This window comes from Kitasatospora sp. NPDC059812, from assembly GCF_042732075.1.
Taxonomy (GTDB): domain Bacteria; phylum Actinomycetota; class Actinomycetes; order Streptomycetales; family Streptomycetaceae; genus Kitasatospora.
On record NZ_JBHWIO010000003.1, the window covers coordinates 182,529 to 205,134 of the forward strand.

The window sequence follows — 22,606 nt, forward strand, 5'->3', positions numbered from 1 at the left end:
CGCCGGGCGCCCTCCGCGCCATCGCCATTACTGCGGGTGGTATTGGGCTCACCGGGCCTTGCCGCGTGCCGCCGCGCTCCCGGGTTTCCCGGCCGGGAAACCCGGGAGCGTGGACTGCGGGCTACGGGTTACGGGTTGGGGATGCTGCAGTTGCTGTCCTGCGGGCCCGCCAGGGAGGCGCCGTTGGAGTAGTCGTGCTGGGTGCTGTAGGCGGGGCAGATCTGGTCGAGCGACGCGACGGCCGTCCAGATGTCCGGGGAAGTGGCGTGGATGTTGACGTAGCCGTAGACGTCCTTGCTGCTCTGGTCCCCGATGGTCGCCTGGCCGGCGTAGCCGTTGCTCGCCATCAGGTACACCTTGACCTGGGAGCCGTTTCCCTGGAAGCCGCCGGACCACTGGAAGTGGGCGATCGCCGTCTGGCTACAGCTGTCGTACTGCTGCTCGACCTGGCCGACGTAGACGCCGTTGTTGTAGATGTTGCCCGGGAGGCCCTGGTCGCTCACCCCGCAGGCGAGACGCGGGGCCGGGGCGGCCGAGGCGGCGGTGCTCATCGTGAGCGCGGCGGTCGCCGCGAGGGTGACCGTGGCGACGGCGTGGCGAATACGCATTGGGTGTTCCCCCTAGGTCGGTCCCACGGCCGGAGCGGCCGGGGTTCGAGGGGAGCGTAGGCAGGCGCCGAGGAGGCGACGTAGGCGCGTTCAGGCCAAAACCCTTAGTTGGGGCACCAGTTGAGAGGGTTTTTCCACCCCGCCGGCGGACGGATGACGGGAGTTGGGATCCCCGCCACCCGCCCGTCGCGTAGCCCTACGCCCCGGCGGGACGGGTGGAGCCGTAGGAGCGTTCGACCTTGGCGACGAGGAGGGAGCAGGCGAGCCCGGACGGCCGGGGCCGGGCGTGGGAGCGGCGCTGGCGATCTTTCCCCCGGCTGCTCTGGTGGTCCTGGTCGGCACGTCGGCCGCCGGGGTCCGCTCGGCGGTGGCGGACCTGCGGCTGGCCGGCGAGGAGAACCCGGCCGTCGTCGAGATGCTGTCCGACGTCCCGGCCAGGGTCGCCAAGCTGGAGGACCTGGAGGACGAAGGCCCGGGCGCCGACGTGTGGTGGTCGATCGCCGGCCTCGAAGCCGGACCAGGCCCGTGGTGGACCTGACCGACACCGGGGACCGGCTCCTGCAGATCACCGACACCCACCCCACCCTCGCCTACCGCCGCCCCTGACCCGCCATGCCGCCCGGCGCGGCGGGTTCACGGCAGCGGGGTGGCCAGCAGCGGCTGATCACCCTGCCGGCCGGGGCCCAGGCACCGGGCGGTGCCGGCGCGGATCGCCACGCGCAGGGTGCCGGCCGGGTCGGGGGCGGTCGAGTGCAGCACCACCTGGGACTTCGTGGCCCGGATCTCGACCAGCTGGCGGAGGGGTCCACCTCGGGTGACGGCCCCCGGCCCGGCCGTCGAGGGCGCCGGCCTCATCGTGGCACGCGGCTTCGTCGAGGCGGTGAACGGCGAACTGACCGTCGAACCCGCCCCCGACGGCGGCACCACCTACGCCCTCGGCCTCGCCGAGCCGGTCAGACCTGGTTGAGGCCGCCGTCGACGAAGAGTTCGGCTCCGGTGGTGAAGGAGCTCTGGTCCGAGGCGAGGAAGAGGGCCGCGGCGGCGACCTCGTCGGGGCGTCCGATCCGGCCCAGCGGAATCCTGGCGACGAGCTCGTCCAGCGCGGGCGCCTCCTCCGCGCTCAGACCGCGGATGGCGGGGGTCTCGATCGGGCCGGGGCTGATGGCGTTGACCCGGATGCCGCGGCCCGCGAGCTCGGCGGCCCACGTGCGGACGAGGTTGCGGTCGGCGGCCTTGGTGGCGCTGTAGACGCTCATCGCCCGGACGCCCGTCGACGCGTTGGTGGAGGAGAGCACGATCACCGAGGCGCCGTCCGGCAACAGGGGCAGCGCCTTCTGGACGGTGAAGACCACCCCCCTGACGTTGATGTCGAAGACCCTGTCGTAGTGCTCCTCGGTGATCTTCCCGAGCCGGGCGAACTCGCCGACGCCGGCATTGGCCACCACGACGTCCAGCCGTCCGCTGCGTGCCTCGATCGCCGCGAAGAGCCGGTCGAGGTCGTCGAGGTTCGACACGTCGCTCTGGACGCCGATGGCCCGTTCGCCGACGGCTTCCACGGCCTCGTCCAGCTCGGCCTTGCGCCGGCCGGTGAGGTAGACGGTGGCACCTTCGGCGGCGAACCGACGGACGACGGCGAGACCGATCCCGGCCGATCCCCCGGTCACCAGGGCGACCTTCCCATCCAGCTGTCCCATGGTTTCCACTCCCTTGACCAGCACTGCTTCGACCATCACTGGAGTTACTACTTCCGGTGGGAGCGCCGAAGCCCCCGCCGGGAATTCCCACGGGCGTTCCGTGTCCACCGGCGCCGCCCGGCCCCGGAAGCCGTCCGAGGCGGCTTTCCCAGCTCGTTCTCCTCGGCCGCGTGGCCGGTGAGGAAGAGGAAGACGTCGTCGAGGGTGGGCCTGCGCAGGCCGATGTCGTCGATGAGGACGCCCAGCCCGTCCAGCTCGCGGATGACGTCGGCGAGCACCCGTGCGCCCCCGCCCACCGGCACGAGGATTCGCCGGGTGTGCTGCTCCACGCTGAGCGGGCCCCCACCGTACGGGGCGAGCGCCGCGACGGCCGCACCGATCTGCTCGCGGTCGTGGACCACCACCTCCACCCGCTCGCCGCCGGTCCTGGTCTTGAGGTCGTCGGCGGATCCGCGTGCGATCACCCGGCCGTGGTCGACCACGACGATGTCGTGCGCCAGCCGGTCGGCCTCCTCCAGGTACTGGGTGGTGAGCAGCAGGGTGGTGCCCTCCGCGGCCAGCATCTCGACGACCTCCCACAGCGCGAGCCGGTTGCGCGGGTCCAGGCCGGTGGTGGGCTCATCGAGGAACATCACCGGGGGCCGCACCACCAACGCGGCCGCCAGGTCGAGCCGGCGGCGCATGCCACCGGAGTAGGTCCTGGCCGGCCGGTCGGCCGCCTCGGCGAGGTCGAACCACTCCAGCAGCTCGCGGGCGCGCGCCTTGGCGTCCCTGCTCCGCATCTGGTAGAGCTCGCCGACCATCTGGAGGTTCTCCCGGCCGGTGAGGTATTCGTCGACCGCCGCGTACTGGCCGCAGAGGCCCAGCAGGCTGCGGACCCGGCCGGGGTGCTTGAGCACGTCCACCCCCGCCACGTGGGCGCTGCCCGCGTCGGGCCGCACCAGGGTGGTGAGCACCCGTACCGTGGTGCTCTTGCCGGCGCCGTTGGGGCCGAGCAGGCCCAGCACCGTCCCTTCCGGCACGTCCAGGTCGACCCCGTCCAGGGCCCGTACGTCGCCGAAGTCCTTCACCAGGCCCTCGGCCCGGATGGCCGCCCTCATGTGCCCCTCCTTCTCCTGGAACCAGCCGGGAACCACCTGACGGCCGACACTGGCAGGATCCCCCCGGAGCGCCCGTCGTGCGCTTCGGCGGGGGATCGGAGGCACCGCGTGCGCGGCCGCCGGGATGCGGGCCACCCGGGTGTGGTGGAAATGTGGAGGAGAGAGCCCGGCCCTGCCCTGGCCGCCCCACCGGGTTCCCGAAGGCCGTGTGCACCGGACGAGAAGGACCGAGGACCCGCACAGACCTGCGGCGGTCACACGCCGGCCGCCCGGAGGCCCCCGCCGGCTCACCTTCCCTTGCGCGAATCGATACCGGATGCGTCTCCTGCCGATACCGGATGCGTCTCCTGCCGAATCGAGGCGGTACCAGTGGATCTCAGGATGTCGGTCGAAGCCCGGGAGGCGTTCCTCGCCAGCCCGCACGTGGGAATCCTGGGGGTGGACGACGCGCGCGACGGCGGCGGACCGCTGCTCGTCCCGCTCTGGTACTCCTACCGGCCCGGCGGGCTGGTGACGATCCAGACCGGGCGGACGACGCTGAAGGCCCGGCTCATCCGCAGCGCGGGCCGGTTCAGCCTCTGCGCGCAGGTCGAGTCGGCGCCCTACCGCTACGTCAGCGTGGAGGGGCCGGTGGTGGCCGTCGAGGACCCGCTGCCGCCGGCCGCACGCGAGGAGCTGGCCCGCCGGTATCTGGACGCGGACACGGCGGCGGCGTACCTGGACGCCAACCGGCGGCAGCTGGCCGACGACGTCCTCATCCGCATGAGGCCCGAGAGATGGCGGACCGCCGACTTCGCCGCCTTCGCCAAGGAGTTCGAACCCTAGCTTCCCGCGCGCGGTCCGTGTGCGGCAGAGAGCGTGACGTCCCGATGAACACCCGAACAACGACGCATCAGGAGGCGGCCGAGCACGCTGCGGCGGTGCCGTATCCACGCGATCGCTGCCTCCACGAGCTGTTCGACGCCCGGGCGGTGCACCGCCCGCGGGCCATCGCCTCCGTACAGCACGGCCGCGGCATCAGCTACGGCGAACTCAAGCTCCGCTCCGACGCGGTGGCGGCCCGGCTGCACGACTCCGGCGTGCGGTACGGCGACACGGTCGGGGTGTGCGGGGCCCGCTCTCCGGAGGCGCTGGTCGCGTTCCTGGGCATCCTCAAGACCGGTGCGGCCTACGTCCCGCTCGACGACGCCTCACCACCCGCGCGTCTGCAGGCGATGGCCGAGGACGCGGGGGTGCACACCGTCGTCACGCTGCCCGGCAGCTCCCGCCGCATCCGGCACGTGCGTTCCCGCATCGACCTGGGTGGCCTGGCTCCGAGCGCCCCGGCCACCCCGACCGACCCGGCCGCGGTGCCGCAGGCCCGGGTGCTCCCCGCGGACTGCGCCTACGTGATGTTCACCTCCGGCTCGACCGGCCGCCCCAAACCCGTGGCGATCCCGCACCGCGGAGTCGTCCGGCTGGCCGCCTCCGACCTGGTCCGGCAGCGGCCGCGGCCCGGTGAGCGGGTGCTGCACGCCTACGGCCTCTCCTCGGACGCCTCCACGATCGAGATCTGGCCCGCGCTGCTCGCCGGCGCCTGCATCGTGATCGCCGACCAGGAGGAACTGCTGTCGCCGACCGCCCTGGAATCGCTGCTGCTCTCCGAGCGGGTCAGCATCGCCTACCTGACCACCGGGGTGTTCCACCACATCGCGCGCACCAGGCCCTCGGCGCTGCGGTCCCTGCGGTTCGCCTCGGCCGGAGGCGAGGCGATGGACGCGGAACTGGCCCGCGCGATACTGGCGGCCTGCCCGGACACCACCGTGGTCAACTTCTACGGCCCGACCGAGAACAGCGTGGTATCCACCGCACACGCGCTGCACGACCTGCCTCCCGAGGCGACGGCCGTGCCGATCGGCCTCCCCCTGGAGAACTCCACCTGTCACGTGCTGCGCCCGGACGGCACGCTCGCCGACACCGGTGAGGAGGGCGAGCTCCTCGTCGGCGGGGACGGGCTCGCCCTGGGGTACCTCGGCGACCCCGGGCTGACCGCCGAGCGCTTCGTCGACGACCTCGTCGAGCCCGGTACGCGCCTCTACCGCACCGGTGACCGCGTGGTCCGGCACCCGGACGGCGTACTGGAGTACCGGGCCCGGGTGGACCGGCAGATCAAACTGCGCGGGCACCGCATCGAGCCGGACGAGGTGGAGGCGCGGCTGCGCGCGGACGACGCGGTGGGCGAGGCCGTCGTCGAACGGGAGGGCGACGCCCTGATCGGGTACGTGACCCCGGCCCGCCCCGGCCAGGCACTGACCCTGGACCGCATCCGCAGCGCTCTCGCCACCTGGCTGCCCGCGGCCGCGGTGCCCGCGCGGCTGGTGGAACTCGCGCGGTTCCCGGTGACGGCCGGGGGCAAGGTCGACCGCGCCCGGCTGCGCAGGCTGACGGCGACCGAGGAGGCTGCCGTCCCGGCGGCGGTGAACGGCACCGCGTTCGGCCCGCAGGACACGGTGGCCCGGATCTGGCAGGTGGTGCTGGGTGTGCACCCGGCGCCGGGCGACAGCTTCTTCGACATCGGCGGCGACTCCCTGCTGGCAGCCGAGGCCGTCACCCGTGCGCTGGCCGCCTTCGGCCTCGACGCCCGGCACGGCCGCACCCTCGTCCACAGCCTGCTGCGCTCCCCGACACTGGAGGACTTCACCGCCGCCGTCGTCGCCGTCCAGGGCCCGCCCGGCAGGGTGAACGCCGACGCGGGCCCGGTGGACTTCCGCGCCGAGGTACGGCTGGGCTTCACCCTCCCGCAACCGCGCGGGCCGGAGCCGGACTGGCACCACCCCGCGGAGGTGCTGCTCACCGGCGCCTCCGGCTTCGTCGGCGCCTTCCTCCTGGACGCGCTGCTGCGCCGCACCGACGCCCGGGTGTGCTGCCCGGTGCGGAGCCGGGCCCCCGCCCACGCCCGGCAGAAGGTGATGCGCAACCTCGCCCGCTTCGGCCTCGCCACCCCCGAAGCCGCCGACCGCATCGTGTGCCTCCCCGCCGACCTCGCCGAACCCGGCCTCGGACTGGAACCGGGCCGCGCCGACGAACTCGCCGACACCGTCGACCTGGTGATCCACTCGGCCGCGCAGGTCAACTTCATCTATCCGTACGACGCGCTGCGCCGCACCAACGTGGAAGGCACCAGGGAGCTCATCCGACTGGCGGCCGGGCGCCGGGTGCCGGTGCACTTCCTCTCCACCATCGCGGTGCTCGCCGGCTTCGGAACCGCCGGCGTACGGCACGTCGACGAGGACCTGCCGCTCGACCACGCCGACGGGCTCACCATGGGCTACGCCGAGAGCAAGTGGGTCGCCGAGGAGGTGCTGCGCGACGCCGCGGACCAGGACCAGGGCCTGCCGGTGGCGGTCTACCGTCCGTACGAGATCACCGGCGACCGGCACACCGGCGCGTGCAACACCGACACCGCGATCTGCTCGCTGTTCAAGACCATCAGCGAGACCGGGCTCGCCCCCGACATCCGGCTGCCGCTGGACTTCGTCCCGGTGGACTTCCTCTCCGACGCCCTGGTGCACATCGCCACCACCCACCGCGCCACCCGCCGGACCTACCACATGACCAACCCCCGCGCCGCGAGCCTGTGCGACATGCTCGACCGGATGGACAGGGCCGGCCACCGGATCTCCCGGCTCCCCTACGAGGAGTGGGTGGGCGAGCTCGTCCGCCACGTCGCGCAGCACCCCACGAGCCCCACGGCCCCGTTCGTCTCGCTGTGCGTGGACCGCTGCAAGCAGGCCGACATGTCCGTCAAGGAGATGTACTTCGAGGGCACCTTCCCGACCGTCGGGCGGGCCAACGTCGAGCACGACCTGGCCACCTCGGGCCTGCACTGCCCTCCCGTCGACGCGGAGCTGCTGGACCGCTACCTGGAGTACTTCTACACCACCGGTTACCTCGAACGCCCCTGCCCCCGCCACCCGGAAGAGGCGCGGGCATGAGCGCACGGCCGCCCAGTGCGCGGGGGGCCGGCGCCGAGCCGGACGTCCTGGACTTCCCGCTCCCGCCGCCGGGCACCATGGGGCCGCCCGAGGAGTCCGCGCGGCTGCGCGAGACCTGCCCCCTGGCCAGGGTCAGGCTGCCGATGGACGCGACCGCCTGGTACGCCACCCGGCACGAGGACGTCCGGATGCTCTTCGCGGACCCCCGGCTGATCAGGCCGACCATCAACGACTGGCCGCCGCGTCCCGGGCAACCCGAGGACGACGGGCCGCGCCTGGTCACGATCGCCGAACTCGACGGCCCCCGGCACACGGCCCTGCGCCGGGCGCTGGCCGAACCGTTCAGCTCCCGGGCCGTGCGCGACCACCTGCCGCGCATCCGCGGGCTGGCCGGGCGACTGCTGCGCGCGTTCGAGGACAACGGCCCGCCCGGCGACCTGGTCGCCGGCTTCACCGACCCCTTCCCCCTGCTCGTGCTCTGCGACCTGGTGGGCATCCCCTTCGAGGACCGGGACCGGTTCCTCCCGGTGCTGGACGCGGCCCTCGGCGGCATGGTGACCTCGCAAGAGGGGCGCCGGGTCACCGGCCTGCTGCGCGAGTACGTCGCCGCACTCATCGCCCGGAAGCGGGACCGGCCCGGCGACGACGTCCTGACCCGGCTGGTCCGCCGGTGCGACGACGGCGAGCTGACCCACGACGACGTGATGGCCTTCGGGCTGTCCATGCTCACCGTCGGCTTCGGCATCAGCAGCTTCTTCCTGGCCGACACCGCGCACACCCTGCTCGACCGGCCGGGCCTGTGGGCCCGCCTGCGCGACGACCGGGAGCTGATGCCCGGCGCGGTGGAGGAGTTCCTGCGCTACATGCCGGTGATGAACGGCACCGTGATCCTCCTGGCGACCGAGGACATCGAACTGCACGGGCGGACGATCCGCGAGGGCGACGCCGTCATTCCCGTACCGGCCTCCGCCAACCGCGACGAGCGGGTGTTCGCCGACGCCGACCGGCTCGACCTGGAGCGGGCCGGCGCTACCACGGGCCGCGGGGGCCACCTCGCCTTCGGACGAGGAGCCCACAACTGCCTCGGCGCCCACCTGGCCCGCGCCGAACTGACCGCGGGAGTCGAGGCGTTGTTCGACCACTTCCCGCGGCTGCGCCTCGCCGAAGGACAGGAACCCGCCTGGGACGACGAATCCGTGACCAAGTCACCGCTGACCCTCCCGGTCAGCTGGTGAGACCCGACCGGCCACCTCGCACGCGATCACCTCGTACCCGGCCACCTCACACCCGGCCACCTCGCACGCGATCACCTCGTACGCGACCACCTCACACCCGGCCACCTCGTACGCGACCAGGGAGCACCGCCAGTGAGCAGCTCACCGCCACAACCCGCCGCCGACCCGCCCGCCATCGACCTGCCCCTGCCGCCGCCGGGCACCATGGGCCCGCCCACGCAGTACGGGTGGCTGCGCCGGGAGTGCCCGCTCGCGGAGGTCCGGCTGCCGATCGGCGCCACCGCCTGGTACGCCACCCGCTACGAGGACGTCCGGGACCTGATCGCGGACCCCCGGCTGATCCGGCCGACCATCAACGACTGGCCGCCCCGACCTGACCGGGCCGCCGACGACGAGCCGGGCCTGATCACGATGATGGAACTGAACGGCCCCCGCCACGAGGCCCTGCGCCGCGCTCTGGCCGAACCGTTCAGCGTCCGTTCCGTCCGGCGCCGGCTGCCCCGACTGCGCCGGTCGGCCGATGGGCTGCTGGACGACTTCACGGCCGCCGGGCAGCCCGGCGACCTGGTCGGCGGCTTCCTGGAGCCCTTCCCGCTGCTGGCCATGTGCGAGCTGGTGGGCATCCCCTACGAGGACCGCGAGTACTTCCTGCCCAGGGCGGACGCCGCCCTCGGGGCGATGGTCACCCTGGACGAGGGCCGCGAGGTCACCTCCGAACTGCGCGAGTACATCGCGTCACTGCTCGACCGCAAGCGGCGCGAGCCCGCCGACGACATCCTCACCGGGCTGGTCCACGCGTGCGGGCCCGGCACCCTGGACAGGGAGAGCGTGGTGACCTTCGGACTCTCGATGCTGGTCGCCGGCTACCGCACGAGCACCATGTTCCTGGCCGACGCCGTGGTGGCCCTGCTGACCGCGCCCGACCGGTACGCCCGGCTCCGCGACGACCGCGGCCTCATACCCGGCGCGGTGGAGGAACTCCTACGGTACATACCGGTCATGAACGGCGTCGTGGTCCTCCAGGCCGTCGAGGACATCGAGTTGCACAACCGCAGGATCCGCGCGGGCGACGCCGTTCTGCCCGTCCTCGCCTCGGCCAACCGCGACGAACGGGTGTTCACCGACGCCGACCGGCTCGACCTGTGCCGGGCGGAGAACCCGCACCTCACCTTCGGCCGGGGTGCGCACAACTGCATCGGCGCGCACCTGGCCCGGGCCCAGATGGCCGTGGGACTGGAAGCCCTGCTCGACCGCTTCCCGCGACTGCACCTCGCCGAAGGACAGGAACCCGCCTGGGACGACGAATCCCCGAGCAAGTCACCGCTCACCCTCCCCGTCAGCTGGCACGCCACCACCGCCGCCGCTCAAGGGGTCGGCGATCCACCGGAACGACCGCGAAGCCACCGGCCCCCGCCGCCGTGAGGACACCGCCGAGCGTTGCGCTCACCGCCGCGCGCCGGGAGGAAGAGCCCTCCTGCCGGGCCGGCAGAGACCTTGGACGACCGCTCCGCGGGGAGCGCGCGTACGGAGTGCGCTGGGAAGGCGGCCCGGGGCGTCAGGAAGGCGTCAAGGACGGGCGGGCCGCAGCGGGCACGGCGGTTGGGTGGAGGGCGACGCACCAGGCACGCAACGACGACGCGAGGACGGATCATGCACGGCGACGGACGGCACGAGGGCAGCAGCGGCGGCAGAGTGGTGGTCGGGGTCAGCGGATCGCTCGGCAGCCTCGCCGCCCTGCACCGCGGCGTGGCGGAAGCCCGCCACCGCGGCGCCGAACTCGTGCCGGTGCTGGCCTGGGAACCGCCCGGCGGTGAGTTCGGATATCGCCGGTCGCCGTGCCCGCCGCTGCTCGCCGCGGTGCGCGAGGCGGCCGAGCAGCGGCTGTTGGACGCCCTCGACGCGGCGTTCGGCGGTGCCGACCCCGGCGTGCCGCTGCGCCCGCTGGTGATCCGGGGCGAGACCGGGCCCGCCCTCGTCCAGGCCGCCGACCGGCCGGAGGACCTGCTGGTCCTCGGCCAGAGCGGCGGACTGCTGCGCCGTCGGCTGTTTCCCGCGCCTACTACGACAAGAAGATCGGTCAGGGCAAACGCCACACTCAGGCATTCCTCAGCCTGGCCAGACGCCGGGCTGACGTCCTGTTCGCCGTGCTCCGCGACGGCACCCCTCTACGAATCGCGGCCGGCAGCCTCGACGTGCCGCTGCCTCTTGTCCGCCGGTTGCTGTCGTGATCCGCTCTGCCCATGGACGCCGAGAACTCCGAGCACATGAAGACCATCGACCGGTGGCTCGCCGGCGAGGTGGTCAACAACACCGTCGGCGTCAAGGTCGTCGGCGGCCCATTCGATGGTCAGACCAAGATCGTGCTTCTCCCTGATCCGCTCACTGCCGCAGGAAGAACGGCGTTCCAGCTTCGCCCCGAAGCCGCTCGTGTCTCTCCCCGGCGGTCCAGGCACGTGGGTGATCCGCATGCTCTAGTACCGCAACCTGAACTGGATGGGCATAGCGAGGACGCTTGCGTTCGTGACGCCCACGTACCTGTCCGCGGCCACCTGCGGCGTGATCGGTTCCGGTCGCAAGGAGCTGACGCCGCGCTTGGTGACAGACTTCGCTGCCCTGCTCGGGATCGACGCCTGCGAACTGGCCACGCTGACGGGCGTTTTCCTGCGTGAGGCGCCCCCCTCTCCGTCGCCGGAGGCCGCAGACGCCGCAGTGCTGCTGTGGGAGGCACGACGGCTGTCCACTGCCTAGGCACGACACGTCTCCGAGCGGCCCGGTCCCTCCCGTGAGCCGCCCCTGCGGGCGGCCAGTACCACTCACCCCGCGCCCCTGCTTTGTCCGCGGCCAAACCGGATTGTCCGCCGCTCACCTGACGTTTGGCCGGTTTCTCGTTGATGGACAACCAGAGCAGCTCTCATGGTGGGACCTCCACCGGGTCCGAGAGCCTGGACGGCTCTCGGCGGCCTTCGGCGAAAGGAGCTCCCATGCGGCCCGGGAAGATCACGGCACTGGGCCTCCAATCGGACCACTTTCGGTTCCGAAACGGCATGTCCACCGAAAAGGTGGAATTTCAGTCGCTTCAACCCTAAGGGAGGAACCCCATGAAGAGGACATTGACGACGCTTATCGCTCTTGCCGCGTCGGCCGCCACGGTACTGCCGTCAAGCGTGGCCGTGGCGCAGAGCGGTGACGAGTCGGTATCGTTGCCGACATCATTCCGCGGACACGAGATCTCTTTCGCTGAGTTCGTCGACCGGTTCGGCCCTCAGGAACCGGCCGCGAAGGCGCGGGCCCTGAACGGCGGGTACCTGTACATCCGGAACGCCTACTCGGGCAAGTGCCTCGACGCCGATCCCGGTCAGTCCTGGAACGGCGGCCAGGTCTACGGGTGGGACTGCAACTGGGCGGACTGGCAGAAGTGGGGCCTCGCCACGGTGAGCGGTCGGACCGGAGCCGCCGCCTACGACGCGCTGACCCTGGACGCCGTACTCCAGGACAGCAACGGCAGCGCCATCACCCGCTACTCGTGGCAGGGATGGGACCACCAGCCCAGGAACCAGCAGTGGTATTTCACCGACACGGGCCAAATCGTGAACGCCTGGAACGGGCGCTGCCTGGACGCAGACCCCGCACAGGCGGACCGAAACCCGCAGCGTCTGTGGCTGTGGGACTGCAACGGCAAGCCGTGGCAGACATGGGGGTACGCCTGATGAAGCGCCAGGCCGCGCTGGACGTCCAGTGCATCGCCACCGCCCGCCAGGCCCGCCCCGCCTTCTGACCCACGCCCGCACCCGCTGCCAGCGGCCGCTCCCCGACGAACAGCGCCTCCGTACCACCCGCCACCAGGGCCCGCCTCCCCACCGGGAGGCGGGCCCTTCCGCATACCCTCACGAAGGAGACCGTGATGCCGACGCTGCACTACACCCCCGCTGCGGCCCGCGCTCTGACCCACCTGGAGAAGGGCCACCCCGCCGACTGGGCTGTATCCGCCGGGCCCTGGGCCACCTTGCCGTCGACCCGTACCACTTCGGCCTGTGCAGCCACCGCTACCCCTGGCGCCCGTCGGCGGCGTCGGCCTGGTCGGACCCCATTTGGGTGGCGACTGCGTCAGGGAATGCAGGCTCTTGAGGAACAAGGCCGCCTGAGCGGAGGTCTCGTGCTCCTCGGCGGTGCGGTCGCGGGCGGCCTTGAAGTGCACCTGGACGAGCAGGGAATCGGCCGCCTGCTCATCACCGTGCTCCACAGCGTGCGCCAGCGGTCCGAACAGATCCGCGCGAAGCCGCTTCTGCTGGTCCAGCCACTGCCGGGCCTGCTCCGGGTCCAGGCGGCCCCGGTTCAGCCGGAAGTACCGGCAGCCGGACCGGTGATGGCAGCGGACCCCGCCGGGGCCTGCCACCTGCGCGAGCCGAGGAGCCTCGCAGTCAAGATCGCCCTCGCCCTCCAACTGGCTGCCAGGACAAGACGGGCTGTGACAGTGCGGCCATCCCGCTGTACCCCCTCTGTCGCCCGCGGTCCCACATCCCCTACCGGCGCCGGCTGTCCGGTACCGGTCCGGTGACCGCCCAGTGCCCGCTACCGTGGTTGGCACGCATTCGGTGTCGTGGCGCGGGGACCGTGGGGCTGTCGTTCGTAGCGGTGTGCTCTTTCTGATCGCGGCCGACGGCGGTTCGATGCCGTCGGCCGGCTGTTGTCCTTGTTGTCCTGGGGGTCGGGTAGGTTGCCCGGATGACTGACACGGACCCGTTGGTGCCCGTTCTCGCCGGGCTGGTCGTCGACACCGTCCGGTTCCTCGACGGCTGCGAAGACGACGAGGTCGATCCCGACTCCACGGTGAAGACGATGGAGAGCGTGGCCGGAGTGCTGCAGCGGCTGCCGGAGGACCAGCTCGACCGGTTCCTGCGGGCGCTCACGGATCTGGCCGAAGCCGAGACGGACCCGCACCGGCGGGAGTTCCTGGAGTCGTTCCCCGGCGCCTGCCGTCTGGTCGACGACGAAGGCTGAGCCACTGGCCGGGGGCCGGCCGGATCGGCTCAGTTCGACTCGAATCCGGACCAGGCGGAAGTGCCCGGCTGCAGGCGGTGGGTCTCGCTGTGGCGGATCGGCTCGACCTGGTCGTGCTCGCCCTGGTGGTCCAGGATCGACAGCAGGTCGCCCTCGGCGAAGCGGCCCACCGTCGCGGCGGTGCCCAGCGCCCGGTAGACGTCGGCAGTGCCGTACAGCTTGGCCAGTGCGATGGCGTCGGCCACCTTCGCCCTGATCCGGCGGGTGCTGGCGGCCGCAGCCTCGATGAGCCAGGCCGCCGCCCCAGGTCCGATGGCCAGGAACTGGGCCTCGACCGGGTTGGGCGGCTTCGGCGTGCGCTCCCCGCGCGGGGTGTCGGGGTAGTGCTCGTCGGCGATGCGCGGGTTGCCCGGCGTGGAGCGGGTATGACGGGCGACCTCGGCCGCGCTGCCGGCGACCATGGCGGTGACGATCAGGTCGTCGCCGTGAAAGCGGACTCAGACGCTCTCCTCGACGAGGTCGTGCGGGACCGAGTTGACCGAGATGGTCGAGCCCTTGCCGATTCTCTGAACTTATTGCCGAGCCTTGCTCGTGGCCACGATGTCGATGGCGACTCGAAGCGTTGTCTCCGCATTCCCAAGTAGTGCCCGGGTGATTGCGATCGCCTGGATGATGCTCATTCCGCGCTCGGCCAGGACGGTCTGGACAGACTCCATTCCGCCGCTCTCAAGGACTGGCCGAGACTGCTCGACCGGCGCGGCCCAGCGTGCGGCCTCCTCGGAGCTCAGCCCGATGACGTGGTCAAACACGACTTCTTCCTTCCCGTGATGAGCCGATGGGTTGTACTCACATCTCGTCAGAGCTCAGCACTGCGCTCAGAACCTGCACGGCGTCAGCGTATTGAAGACGGTCGAACTGAAACGGGCCGAACCCCGAATAGTCGCGTGTCTTGCGGTGAGGTTGCTCGAAGGAGTCCCAGATCACGTGGTCAGGAGTCACAGTGATGCTGGCCATCAACGGCCAGCATCCCCACACACCGCATTCACAGCCGAGCACGGGAGTCTTCGGCCCCGTCGCTCCGTTGGATCGTCCATGAAAATGGTCTTCCATCGAGCCGAACTGGAAGAACTGCGGGATAAGGCCCCCGTAGGCGTCTCCGGATGGTTGCATCTCAGCGTCCGTCTCGAACTGGTCGATCAAGTCGGTGAGCGGTGCTCCATCGATGTACGGGACGACTTCAAGCACGCTGCGATATACGTGGCCTCGGCAGTCGAAGAGGATCTCCTGGCTGGTCATATGCTGATTGTCGCAGCTCGTTGCTTCCCTGTTCCTCCTGATTATGGTAGGCGGTCACGGCCGGGCCGGCGAGGCTGTGGAGGCTAGTTGCGGAGTGGGGATGCCGAGGTCGACGACGGTCCGATGGTCGCGGCGTCGGTTGATCTGGGCCAGTTTGTTCTCTGCACCGGCAAGGCTGACGTGCAGTCCTTCAACCTGCTCGCCGCGATCGAGACCGCCCGCACCCAGCCGCTGAACCGGGTCTTCTGCGCGCTCGGCGGGCGCGGCGTATTGACTGAACCAACTTCCGCGTTTATGCAGTTCAGAGGGCCTTCTGCTAGCTTCCACGCTTGGATGAACTTGGCTCTTCCGAGGGGGACTTGAAGCATCTCGCGGTGCCTGATGCCGGGCAGTTACGGGTGACAGGTGACCCCTTCGAGCCTCGCTGCAGCCAAAGAGAAGATCGCCCAAATCGATGCGGAGAAGGCACGCGCGTCGACCGTCGTCCACCTCGGCCTGCCCGCCTTCGGTCAAATCGCGCGCCGTAGCACCGAGCCAGGGAGCCCCAGGCGCGACCCAGCCTGAGTCTGCTACCTGGACGTCGAGGCCCGCGCTGCCTGTCAGTGGGGCGTGTCCGTCTGAAAACCCCTTGCTCCCCGGTCCGCCTGCTTGGTGGGATACAGGGGCTTCGACAGCGGGAGGGAACAGCTTGGCGGTGTTCGGGTGTGCGGGCTGCGGTGCGGTTCTGACGGCGGCGGTGTCGGAGGTGGCGTTGCCGATCCACCTCGCCGACACCCACTGGGAGAAGCTGCACCCGCCACTGCTGGAGGCCGGGTCCTACGCCGTCGACCCCACACCGTACGGGCCGCCGTGGCGGCAGTGGGACGAGGTCGGGGCTCGCGAGGCGGCGGAACGGGGGCGCTTCGCGCCGTTCGGCGCGCTGTCCGACGGGCCGTCGGACACCGTTCTCCTCGCGCCCGGCGACGTGCGCAACACCGGGCTGATCCTCGAACGGGCCGATGGCTACTGCATGGGGATCGACGGGAGGGACGGGCCGAACCTTGCCTGTCTAGGCTGCGATCTGCCGGTGGGAACGAGGATGGACGACTGCGGGTGCTGGCAGGTCGTCCGGCTCGTCCCGGCGGCGGTCGTGCGGCTGCCCGGCCCGCCGGAGCGGCCGATCATGGGTTGGGCGGAGCTGCTGGCCACCGGCGCGCTGTGGCACCGGCTGAGCAAGTACCGGGACATCCCGGCGGGCGTGGCTCTCGCCCAGGTGGTGGTGGCCGCCGGGGGCGCCCCGGTCGAGGTGGCGCCCGGGCCGGTCGCGGAGCTCCTCGGCCGGGCACTTGGCACGCTGCTGCCCGCCAGGGAAGGTGCGAAGCGGCTGAACCTGGCTGGGCCGGGGTTCGGCGAGCCGGCCACTGACCTGGCGCTGGTGCCGGTCCATCCGCAGACCGGAGACATGTGGCAGCCGCGCGCCGGGGTGGTACCGGTACCTGTGGATGCCGCGCTCTGGACCGAACTCGCCTTCCCGCCACACCGGACGCGGCTACCGGTAGTAGGCGGGCTGCCGGCAGGTGTGGAGCGGGACGACCCGCTGCCTCCGCACCCGTGGTACCCGTTCCAGCCGTCCAGGGAGGCGTTCCGGTACACGCTCGCGAGGATGCCCGCCGTCAGGGAACCGTGGCTGCGAGCGATCTACGACCGAGGGTGCTGACCCGTCAGAGGGTTCTACCCGCCAGAGCCTGATCGACCAGTGCGCGCAGTTCCTTGTCGCGGACGATCATCGGGTAGCCCCCGTCCGTGCAGAGACGGCGGTCCGACTGCCGAACCGTCAGCAGCGCGGCCCGGATCGCGGGGCTGATCTCGCCCATGCGGATCAGTGCCTGCAGTGTTTCCCGGAAGAGGTGGAAGCCGTCGCCGCCGTCGGCGATCGGCAGGACGAACTCTTCGAGGACCCGCATGCTCGGTTCGGCCCGGCCGGTGATCGACCAGAGCGTGGCCGCGGCGGTGAGGCGTGTCCAGTGCGTGCTGTTCTCCATGGCGAACCGGACCCGGGCCGCGTAGGGTGCCGCGTCGGCGCCGAAGTCGCCCAGGGTGTCGATCGGCCCGTACCAGGGTTCCGACGCCGTCATGACGGCGTCGCCGACGAGCCGCAGCCGTGCCGCCCGGTCACTGACGATGTACTCGGCGGTCCCGGCCACCAGCGCGTGGTTGCCCGGGGAGTCCAGGACTTCGCAGGTACTCAGGGCCGGTGCGGCCCAGGCAGCGGCCGGCCCCAGGCCTCGCAGAATGCGGAGCACATGGACGGAGGTCCAGGTGTCTGCGAGCAGCGGTAGGAGATCGGGCAGGGCCGGCAGTGCGTCCTGGCCCCAGGCCTCCAGCACTTCAAGGAAAGCGCGGGTCGCACCGCCGCGGGCCCCGCCCTCCCGGATCGCCTCCCGCATCGTGGGCAGCAGGACGTCCGCGTGGGCCTGTAGCGGCACCAGCACGTCCGTGACGTCCGGCCTCCGGGGATCGGCGTTGCAGTAGCCGCGGCCCTGCTCCTCCTCCTGCGCTCGGAGCTGCTCGATCAGGCCCGGCAGGGCGCGCGGGTCACCGATCCGGGCCAGCGCCCAGCGGGCGATCTCTTCGACCGTTCCGTCGAGGTACGCGTCGGCGGAGTCGTCGTCGAGCAGTGCGGCGAGCCGGTCGGCGTAGCGGGCCGCCGCCGGGCCCAGCACCGCGAGGATGTTCGCGGCTCGCAGCCGCACGGCTCCGTCCGGACTGGTCAGCAGCCCGCCCGCCAGAGGCAGCAGGGCTGCCTCCGCGGAACGCCGCTCGGTCAGGAGGCGCCACGACACGTCCAGGGCTTCCCGGCAGAGCGCGGCGTCCCCGGTGCGGTCCGCCGCCTCGGCCAGCCGGACGGCGAAGCGGATTTCGGCGTCGGGATCGTGCGCGAGCTTCCACGCCGTAGAGCGGACCAAGTCCTCGCGTGTCCAGGGACCCTCGACACCCGGGGTGTACCAGACCTCTTCGAACCGTGGCCGCAACGCGGCTTCGGAGTACACCTCGATCAGGTGGTCCAACTGCCGGACCGGGAGATCCCGGTCGAATTGCGCCCAGGCGTGCACGGCCGCGACGCGGAACGCCGGGTCGTCGCCGTCCACGAGCTCCGTCAGCACCGTCCGCGCCTCGTCGACCTCGTCGCCGCGCCCGGCTTCGCCGGATGCTGCGGCTACCGCCTCACCGAGGGCGAGCAGCAGCGGGATGCGTACCGTCGGGTCAGTTTCCACCTGCCACCGTTCCAGCAGCCGTACGATCCCCCCGGCCAGGGGCAGTGCCTCGCGCCGCACCGCCGGCTCCGGATCCGCGAGCAGCGCACGCGCTCCCGTCCAGTCGAAGCCCACCAACGCCGGTGCCTGCAAGGCCACCAACAGCTCGACGAGCTCCACTCGCACGCCTGTGGACATGGCCGGATCGCCGGCCAGCGCGACGACGAACGGCAAGGTCACCGACGTCGCGGACGGCGTCTCACGCCCCTCCTTCGTGACGAGGGAGTACAGCGGGTAGCAGTCTTCTTCGGTCGCCTCCGCGCCTGCGAGGGCGAGCCGGCGGAGCGCCCGCGACACATCATCGGCCGAGTCGACGGAGTTCCCCGTCGCAAGCTCTTCCCACACCACGGCGTCCAGCGCTTCCAGCGACTTCCCCGTCATTGTCATCCCGTTCACCATCACATCTGTCCTGTGCACCAGCAGCCGTCATCGTCCAGGAAAACCGTCGCCCTGTCGTGCGAGATTCGCCCCGCCTCGCACCCGAGGCAGGCTCTCGCCCGAGCGACCGAGGGTTCGAGTGAACAAGCCGCGCGGGAGCGCCCCGCAACGGGCTGTCTGTCACGGGCGGACGGACGGCACCGGGCGCGATGGAATCCACGCGATCGGTCGTGCGCAGGCCGGCCCGGGCGCGGGCGCCGGTCCATGGAATGGGCACCGATACCGCCAGGGTGCATCTCCTGGTTGATCTTGAGGAGTGCAAGCGGCCGGCTTGTGCTGACGCCGGGAAAGCTTGGGATGCTCCGTGAAGGTGGTGCCGGGCTGTGACGGTTGAGCTGTCGACGCAATCGGGTGGGAACTTCGGCTACAGCATGGAGGCGCCTTCGTCGGCCAGGTCGACTCCGTCCTGGACGCGCTTCGCGCCGAGTTCACTCCCCCTCCCCGGTGACCCGCAGGACGGATGTCGTGGCGCCCGTCGTCGCAAGGAATCACCTGTATTCCTGGGCATCCCCGCAATCGACCAGGTCGCAGGCCGGGCCAGTTGACTAGCGCGGCTGGTGTTCCAGCCCCGATTCCAGCCCCGCCTTCATCGCCAGAAGCTTGTGGCGGGTCGGATTCTCCGCGAAGGCCGGATACTTCTCGACAATGAACTCCAGCCCTTCCGTGGCAAACTGGAGGGTGCCGCGTATGAAGTCGTCAGTGCTGCATCGACCCGACACAGGGTTCCAAGAGCACAGGATCGTCAGGCTCGAACCCGCGGGCTGGAACGTGATGGACGCGGAGTTTTCGGTGAAATCAACTTCTCCTGCCTCTCCGCGTCCCACCTTGTCGGCTGCCAGGATCAGGCAGAACATGAAGTCCAGGATGGGAATGATCCTGAAGGACTCATCCAGGCCTTCTGCGGCGAGCTGTGCATCTGTTTCGAAGTATGCGTATCGAAGATTCATCTCGCTGGTCGAGCCAAGAGATGTCATCTGCTTCTCGGACGGTGCTCGCATCGAGCTTCGGTCAAAGTCGATACGGAACATCAAATCCCGCTTCGTACATGCGAGTCACCAACCTCTTCACCTAGATCGCCGACTGCTTTCCAGGCCTTCCTGGATCAGCAGGGGATCCCCCGGTCGAAGTCCTGGCGCACGCTCGGCAGTTGACCACGGCTCAAGGTCCTCGGCAGAGTCAAGCTTAGTTCGGAGAATGGCGGACGCTCGCCGAACGGGCCGGCAGCCCGGGTACGCGGGGGCGTACCCGGGCTTGCGGGAGGAAGGGGTCTCAGGCGGCGAGGGTGGCGTGGAGGGCGGCGAGGCCGTCGCGGTAGATGGTGGTGAAGAGGGCCACGGCCTCGGCCTCGGTGGCGCCGTCGGGGTTGAAGCGGCCGGACCACTGGACCTCGGCGGCGTTCTCCTGGCCGGGGACGGCGTGGACGCGGATCGTGGAGACGTAGCCGTTGACGGGGAACGGGGCTTCCAGGATGGCGTAGCTGTAGTGGCGCTCGGCCTCGTTGAAGGCGACGAGGCGCTCGATGATGGTCCCGCCCTCGGGGTTGCGCAGGCGGCGGACGCGGCCGCCTTCGAGGGCGGTGCTCTCGGGGATGTACGGGAGCCAGTCGGGGAGGGAGTCGAAGCCGCCGATGAGGTTCCACACCTTGTCGGGGGAGGCGGGGACGATGCGGCTGACGGAGGTGGAGGCCATGATCGGATTTCCTGACGGGTCGGGGGTGGTTCAGGCGCCGTACGGCAGCGGGGCGGCCGGGCTGACGAGTTCGGCGGAGCGCAGCTCCTGCCAGAACGCGGCGGGGACGGTCTCGTTGAGCGCCGCCTGGTCCTCGGCGATGCGACTGGGCTTGGTGGCGCCGGCGACGACCGCGGCGGTGACCGGGTGGGCGAGGGAGAACTGCAGGGCGGCGGCCTTGATGCTCACGCCGTGCTCCGCGGCGAGGTCCTTGAGCCGGGTGACGCGCTCGATGATGTGCGCAGGGGCTTCCTGGTACTCGAAGTGGGTGCCGCCGGCGAGGATGCCGGAGCTGTAGGGGCCGCCGACGACCATGCCGACGCCCTGCTCCTGTGCCATCGGCAGCAGGCGCTGGAGGGCGTGCTCGTGGTCGAGGAGGGTGTAGCGGCCGGCGAGGAGGAAGCCGTCCGGGCGGGGCTCGTCGAGGGACAGGGTGAGCTCGATCGGCTCGGTCTTGTTGACACCGAGGCCCCAGGCCCCGATGACGCCCTCGTCGCGCAGGCGGGACAGGACTCGGAAGGCGCCGGTGCGGGCCTCCTCGAACTTGGCCAGCCACTGGTCGCCGTGGAAGTCCTGGGCGATGTCGTGGACCCAGACGATGTCCAGGCGGTCGGTGCGCAGGCGCTTGAGGCTGTCCTCGATGGAGCGCTCGGTGGCCTCGGCGGTCCAGACGTGCAGCATCCTGTTGGGGTTGCCGTGCTCGAACAGGCCGCCCTTCTCGCCGAGTTCGCGGGCGCCCTCCTCCAGTTCCGCGAGGATGACGCGGCCGACCTTGCTGGAGAGCACGTACTCGTCGCGGGGCTTGGTGGAGAGGACCTCGCCGAGGCGTTCCTCGGCGAGGCCGGCGCCGTAGAAGGGGGCGGTGTCGTAGTAGCGGACGCCGTGCTGCCAGGCGGCCTCGACGGTGGCGGCGGCCTCCTGGTCGGGGATCGCGCGGAACATGTTGCCGAGCGGGGCGGTGCCGTAGCCGAGCTTGCCGGGGAGGAGTTCCTTGAGGGACATGGTGGTGCCTTTTCGAAACGGAGGGTGCGGGGCGCAAGAGGCCACGCAATAGATGCGAGCGCGTCTTGCATGCGTTAACAATAGTTGCAGACGCGCGGTAATGCAAGCCCTACGCGCCGGATGCGGGGAAGCGCGGCAGGACGTACTCCGCGAGCTCCTGCAGCAGTTCCTCCACCGGCCGGTCGTTGGGCCGCAGATTGAAGGAGACGTGCGAGACCCCGAACAGCGCCATGGTCTCCAGGTGCTCGATCAGGGCGTTGCGGCCGGTGCTGAGGCCGAGCCGGATCGGACGGGCCGGAGCGTCCGGGTCCTCCTGGAGGGTGAGCACCATCGGGGTCACGTACGGCTTCTCCCCGGCGAGTTCGCGCCACTGGCGGGTCCGCAGGCGCAGCGCGCCCAGGTCGCGGGGGTAGTTGAGCGAGGCGTCGGCGTGCTCGGCGATCCACTCGGGCGTCTGCTGGGCGCCTCCGGCGACGGCGATCGGGATGCCCGCCGCCTCCGCCGGTTTCGGCAGGACCTCCAGCTGGAAGTCCAGGCCGAGACCGACCCCGGGCAGTTCCAGCGGGCCCGGGCGCCAGGCGGCGCGCAGGGTGTGCAGTCCCTCGCGGAAGGCGGCGCCGCGGGCCTCGAAGTCCCGTCCGAAGAGCGGGTACTCGACGGGACGGTCGCCGCTGGCGAGGCCGAGCAGCATCCGGCCGCCGGAGAGCGCGTCGACGGTGGCGGCGGCCTTGGCGACGAGCAGCGGTTCGCGCAGCGGCAGGACGACGGCCGCGGTGCCGAGGACGGCCTGCTCGGTGACGGCGGCGAGGTGGCCGAGGTGGGTGAAGGTCTCGAAGACCGTCCCGGCGTCCCCGAAGCGGACGGGGTCGAAGAGCGGGACGTCGCGCACCCAGAGGCCGGCGAAGCCGAGCCGGTCGGCGAGCCGGGCGAGGCGCGCGTGGTCGGCGAGGTCCGGGACGCCGTGGGGGCGGCCGGCCGTACGGTCGGTGGCCTGCCGGGACGGGCCCCAGTCGTTGTCGAGGGGCAGTTCCAGGCCGAGGGTGAGCCGGCCCTCGCCGGGGGCGAGGCGGGCGAGGGCGGGGTGACGGGGTGCCATGGGTGAACCGGTCCTCAGAGCGGGGGAAACGGGCGAAGCCCGCGGCGGGGCCGGCCGGGTAGGGCCGGCCCCCCCCGGGGTACGGGGGGGGGGGGGGGGGGGCGTTTTAAAGGGCGGGGGGGGGGCCGGGCCCCCGGCGCGGGG

Annotated in this window: 23 protein-coding genes and 2 pseudogenes; 12 read left to right on the forward strand and 13 right to left on the reverse strand. The window is 71.3% G+C overall.

Going from position 1 to position 22,606, the window contains the following annotated elements:
• Nucleotides 1-128: 128 nt before the first annotated feature.
• A complete protein-coding gene (locus ACFV6D_RS02905) occupies nucleotides 129-608 on the reverse strand; it encodes a hypothetical protein (protein ID WP_380495412.1) in 480 nt (159 codons plus the stop codon).
• A 286-nt stretch (nucleotides 609-894) separates the two neighbouring features.
• On the opposite strand from ACFV6D_RS02905, the gene ACFV6D_RS02910 reads away from it, so the two are divergent.
• Complete coding sequence (locus tag ACFV6D_RS02910) at nucleotides 895-1,146, forward strand: hypothetical protein (protein WP_380557990.1); 252 nt, start codon at nucleotides 895-897, stop codon at nucleotides 1,144-1,146.
• Nucleotides 1,147-1,241: 95 nt separating this feature from the next.
• Here the strand turns inward: ACFV6D_RS02910 and ACFV6D_RS02915 are convergent, their stop codons facing one another.
• Nucleotides 1,242-1,370, reverse strand: coding sequence for a hypothetical protein (locus ACFV6D_RS02915; protein WP_380375035.1), 129 nt, complete (start codon nucleotides 1,368-1,370; stop codon nucleotides 1,242-1,244).
• 52 nt (nucleotides 1,371-1,422) lie between these two features.
• On the opposite strand from ACFV6D_RS02915, the gene ACFV6D_RS02920 reads away from it, so the two are divergent.
• A complete protein-coding gene (locus ACFV6D_RS02920; protein WP_380557993.1) occupies nucleotides 1,423-1,575 on the forward strand; it encodes a hypothetical protein in 153 nt (50 codons plus the stop codon).
• Here the strand turns inward: ACFV6D_RS02920 and ACFV6D_RS02925 are convergent.
• Together ACFV6D_RS02925 and ACFV6D_RS02930 are read right to left on the reverse strand one after the other, a co-directional pair.
• Complete coding sequence (locus tag ACFV6D_RS02925) at nucleotides 1,562-2,302, reverse strand: SDR family NAD(P)-dependent oxidoreductase (protein ID WP_380557996.1); 741 nt, start codon at nucleotides 2,300-2,302, stop codon at nucleotides 1,562-1,564. The genes ACFV6D_RS02920 and ACFV6D_RS02925 overlap by 14 nt on opposite strands.
• 47 nt (nucleotides 2,303-2,349) lie before the next feature.
• The gene (locus ACFV6D_RS02930) at nucleotides 2,350-3,402 is read right to left on the reverse strand and encodes an ATP-binding cassette domain-containing protein (RefSeq protein WP_380557999.1); all 1,053 of its coding nucleotides are present in this window, start codon (nucleotides 3,400-3,402) and stop codon (nucleotides 2,350-2,352) included.
• A gap of 381 nt (nucleotides 3,403-3,783) precedes the next feature.
• Here ACFV6D_RS02930 and ACFV6D_RS02935 point away from each other — a divergent pair, with 381 nt between their 5' ends.
• The 9 genes and pseudogenes from ACFV6D_RS02935 (at nucleotide 3,784) to ACFV6D_RS02975 (ending at nucleotide 13,609) form a co-directional block, all read left to right on the forward strand.
• The gene (locus tag ACFV6D_RS02935; RefSeq protein WP_380424379.1) at nucleotides 3,784-4,227 is read left to right on the forward strand and encodes a pyridoxamine 5'-phosphate oxidase family protein; all 444 of its coding nucleotides are present in this window, start codon (nucleotides 3,784-3,786) and stop codon (nucleotides 4,225-4,227) included.
• A 95-nt stretch (nucleotides 4,228-4,322) separates the two neighbouring features.
• Complete coding sequence (locus ACFV6D_RS02940) at nucleotides 4,323-7,376, forward strand: amino acid adenylation domain-containing protein (protein WP_380558002.1); 3,054 nt, start codon at nucleotides 4,323-4,325, stop codon at nucleotides 7,374-7,376.
• Nucleotides 7,373-8,611: a cytochrome P450 gene (locus ACFV6D_RS02945; protein ID WP_380558005.1), complete on the forward strand. Its 1,239-nt coding sequence runs from the start codon at nucleotides 7,373-7,375 to the stop codon at nucleotides 8,609-8,611. Before ACFV6D_RS02940 ends, ACFV6D_RS02945 begins: the two co-directional genes overlap by 4 nt.
• A gap of 132 nt (nucleotides 8,612-8,743) precedes the next feature.
• Complete coding sequence (locus ACFV6D_RS02950) at nucleotides 8,744-10,033, forward strand: cytochrome P450 (RefSeq protein ID WP_380558008.1); 1,290 nt, start codon at nucleotides 8,744-8,746, stop codon at nucleotides 10,031-10,033.
• Nucleotides 10,034-10,261: 228 nt separating this feature from the next.
• A pseudogene (locus tag ACFV6D_RS02955) lies at nucleotides 10,262-10,600 on the forward strand (universal stress protein); the annotation flags it as partial.
• Between the two features lie 59 nt (nucleotides 10,601-10,659).
• Nucleotides 10,660-10,839: pseudogene (locus ACFV6D_RS02960) on the forward strand (hypothetical protein); the annotation flags it as partial.
• A 292-nt stretch (nucleotides 10,840-11,131) separates the two neighbouring features.
• Nucleotides 11,132-11,359, forward strand: coding sequence for a hypothetical protein (locus tag ACFV6D_RS02965; RefSeq protein WP_380558011.1), 228 nt, complete (start codon nucleotides 11,132-11,134; stop codon nucleotides 11,357-11,359).
• Between the two features lie 350 nt (nucleotides 11,360-11,709).
• Nucleotides 11,710-12,318: an RICIN domain-containing protein gene (locus ACFV6D_RS02970; protein WP_380558014.1), complete on the forward strand. Its 609-nt coding sequence runs from the start codon at nucleotides 11,710-11,712 to the stop codon at nucleotides 12,316-12,318.
• Nucleotides 12,319-13,333: 1,015 nt separating this feature from the next.
• On the forward strand, nucleotides 13,334-13,609 hold the full coding sequence (locus ACFV6D_RS02975) for a hypothetical protein (protein WP_380558017.1): 276 nt from the start codon (nucleotides 13,334-13,336) through the stop codon (nucleotides 13,607-13,609).
• 29 nt (nucleotides 13,610-13,638) lie between these two features.
• On the opposite strand, the gene ACFV6D_RS02980 is transcribed toward ACFV6D_RS02975, so the two are convergent.
• The 4 genes from ACFV6D_RS02980 to ACFV6D_RS02995 all read right to left on the reverse strand — a co-directional run bounded on the left by ACFV6D_RS02980 (nucleotide 13,639) and on the right by ACFV6D_RS02995 (nucleotide 15,232).
• Nucleotides 13,639-14,070: a hypothetical protein gene (locus ACFV6D_RS02980; RefSeq protein WP_380558020.1), complete on the reverse strand. Its 432-nt coding sequence runs from the start codon at nucleotides 14,068-14,070 to the stop codon at nucleotides 13,639-13,641.
• Between the two features lie 111 nt (nucleotides 14,071-14,181).
• Nucleotides 14,182-14,418 carry a hypothetical protein gene (locus ACFV6D_RS02985; protein WP_380558023.1) on the reverse strand — a complete coding sequence of 79 codons (237 nt, stop codon included), beginning with the start codon at nucleotides 14,416-14,418 and terminating at the stop codon, nucleotides 14,182-14,184.
• A gap of 37 nt (nucleotides 14,419-14,455) precedes the next feature.
• A complete protein-coding gene (locus tag ACFV6D_RS02990; RefSeq protein WP_380558026.1) occupies nucleotides 14,456-14,905 on the reverse strand; it encodes a hypothetical protein in 450 nt (149 codons plus the stop codon).
• A gap of 54 nt (nucleotides 14,906-14,959) precedes the next feature.
• Nucleotides 14,960-15,232: a hypothetical protein gene (locus ACFV6D_RS02995; RefSeq protein ID WP_380558050.1), complete on the reverse strand. Its 273-nt coding sequence runs from the start codon at nucleotides 15,230-15,232 to the stop codon at nucleotides 14,960-14,962.
• Nucleotides 15,233-15,650: 418 nt separating this feature from the next.
• On the opposite strand from ACFV6D_RS02995, the gene ACFV6D_RS03000 reads away from it, so the two are divergent.
• Entirely contained in the window at nucleotides 15,651-16,601 is a 951-nt protein-coding gene (locus ACFV6D_RS03000) for a hypothetical protein (protein ID WP_380558029.1), read from the forward strand.
• Between the two features lie 4 nt (nucleotides 16,602-16,605).
• Here ACFV6D_RS03000 and ACFV6D_RS03005 read toward each other — a convergent pair whose 3' ends face one another.
• The 5 genes from ACFV6D_RS03005 to ACFV6D_RS03025 all read right to left on the reverse strand — a co-directional run bounded on the left by ACFV6D_RS03005 (nucleotide 16,606) and on the right by ACFV6D_RS03025 (nucleotide 22,462).
• Nucleotides 16,606-18,585, reverse strand: coding sequence for a hypothetical protein (locus ACFV6D_RS03005; RefSeq protein WP_380558032.1), 1,980 nt, complete (start codon nucleotides 18,583-18,585; stop codon nucleotides 16,606-16,608).
• Nucleotides 18,586-19,181: 596 nt separating this feature from the next.
• The gene (locus ACFV6D_RS03010; protein WP_380558035.1) at nucleotides 19,182-19,664 is read right to left on the reverse strand and encodes a hypothetical protein; all 483 of its coding nucleotides are present in this window, start codon (nucleotides 19,662-19,664) and stop codon (nucleotides 19,182-19,184) included.
• Nucleotides 19,665-19,905: 241 nt separating this feature from the next.
• A complete protein-coding gene (locus ACFV6D_RS03015; protein ID WP_063351786.1) occupies nucleotides 19,906-20,325 on the reverse strand; it encodes an SRPBCC family protein in 420 nt (139 codons plus the stop codon).
• Nucleotides 20,326-20,355: 30 nt separating this feature from the next.
• Nucleotides 20,356-21,366 (reverse strand): aldo/keto reductase, encoded by a 1,011-nt coding sequence (locus tag ACFV6D_RS03020; protein ID WP_380558038.1) that lies wholly within the window; start codon nucleotides 21,364-21,366, stop codon nucleotides 20,356-20,358.
• A gap of 109 nt (nucleotides 21,367-21,475) precedes the next feature.
• Complete coding sequence (locus ACFV6D_RS03025) at nucleotides 21,476-22,462, reverse strand: TIGR03571 family LLM class oxidoreductase (RefSeq protein WP_380558041.1); 987 nt, start codon at nucleotides 22,460-22,462, stop codon at nucleotides 21,476-21,478.
• Between the last annotated feature and the right edge of the window lie 144 nt (nucleotides 22,463-22,606).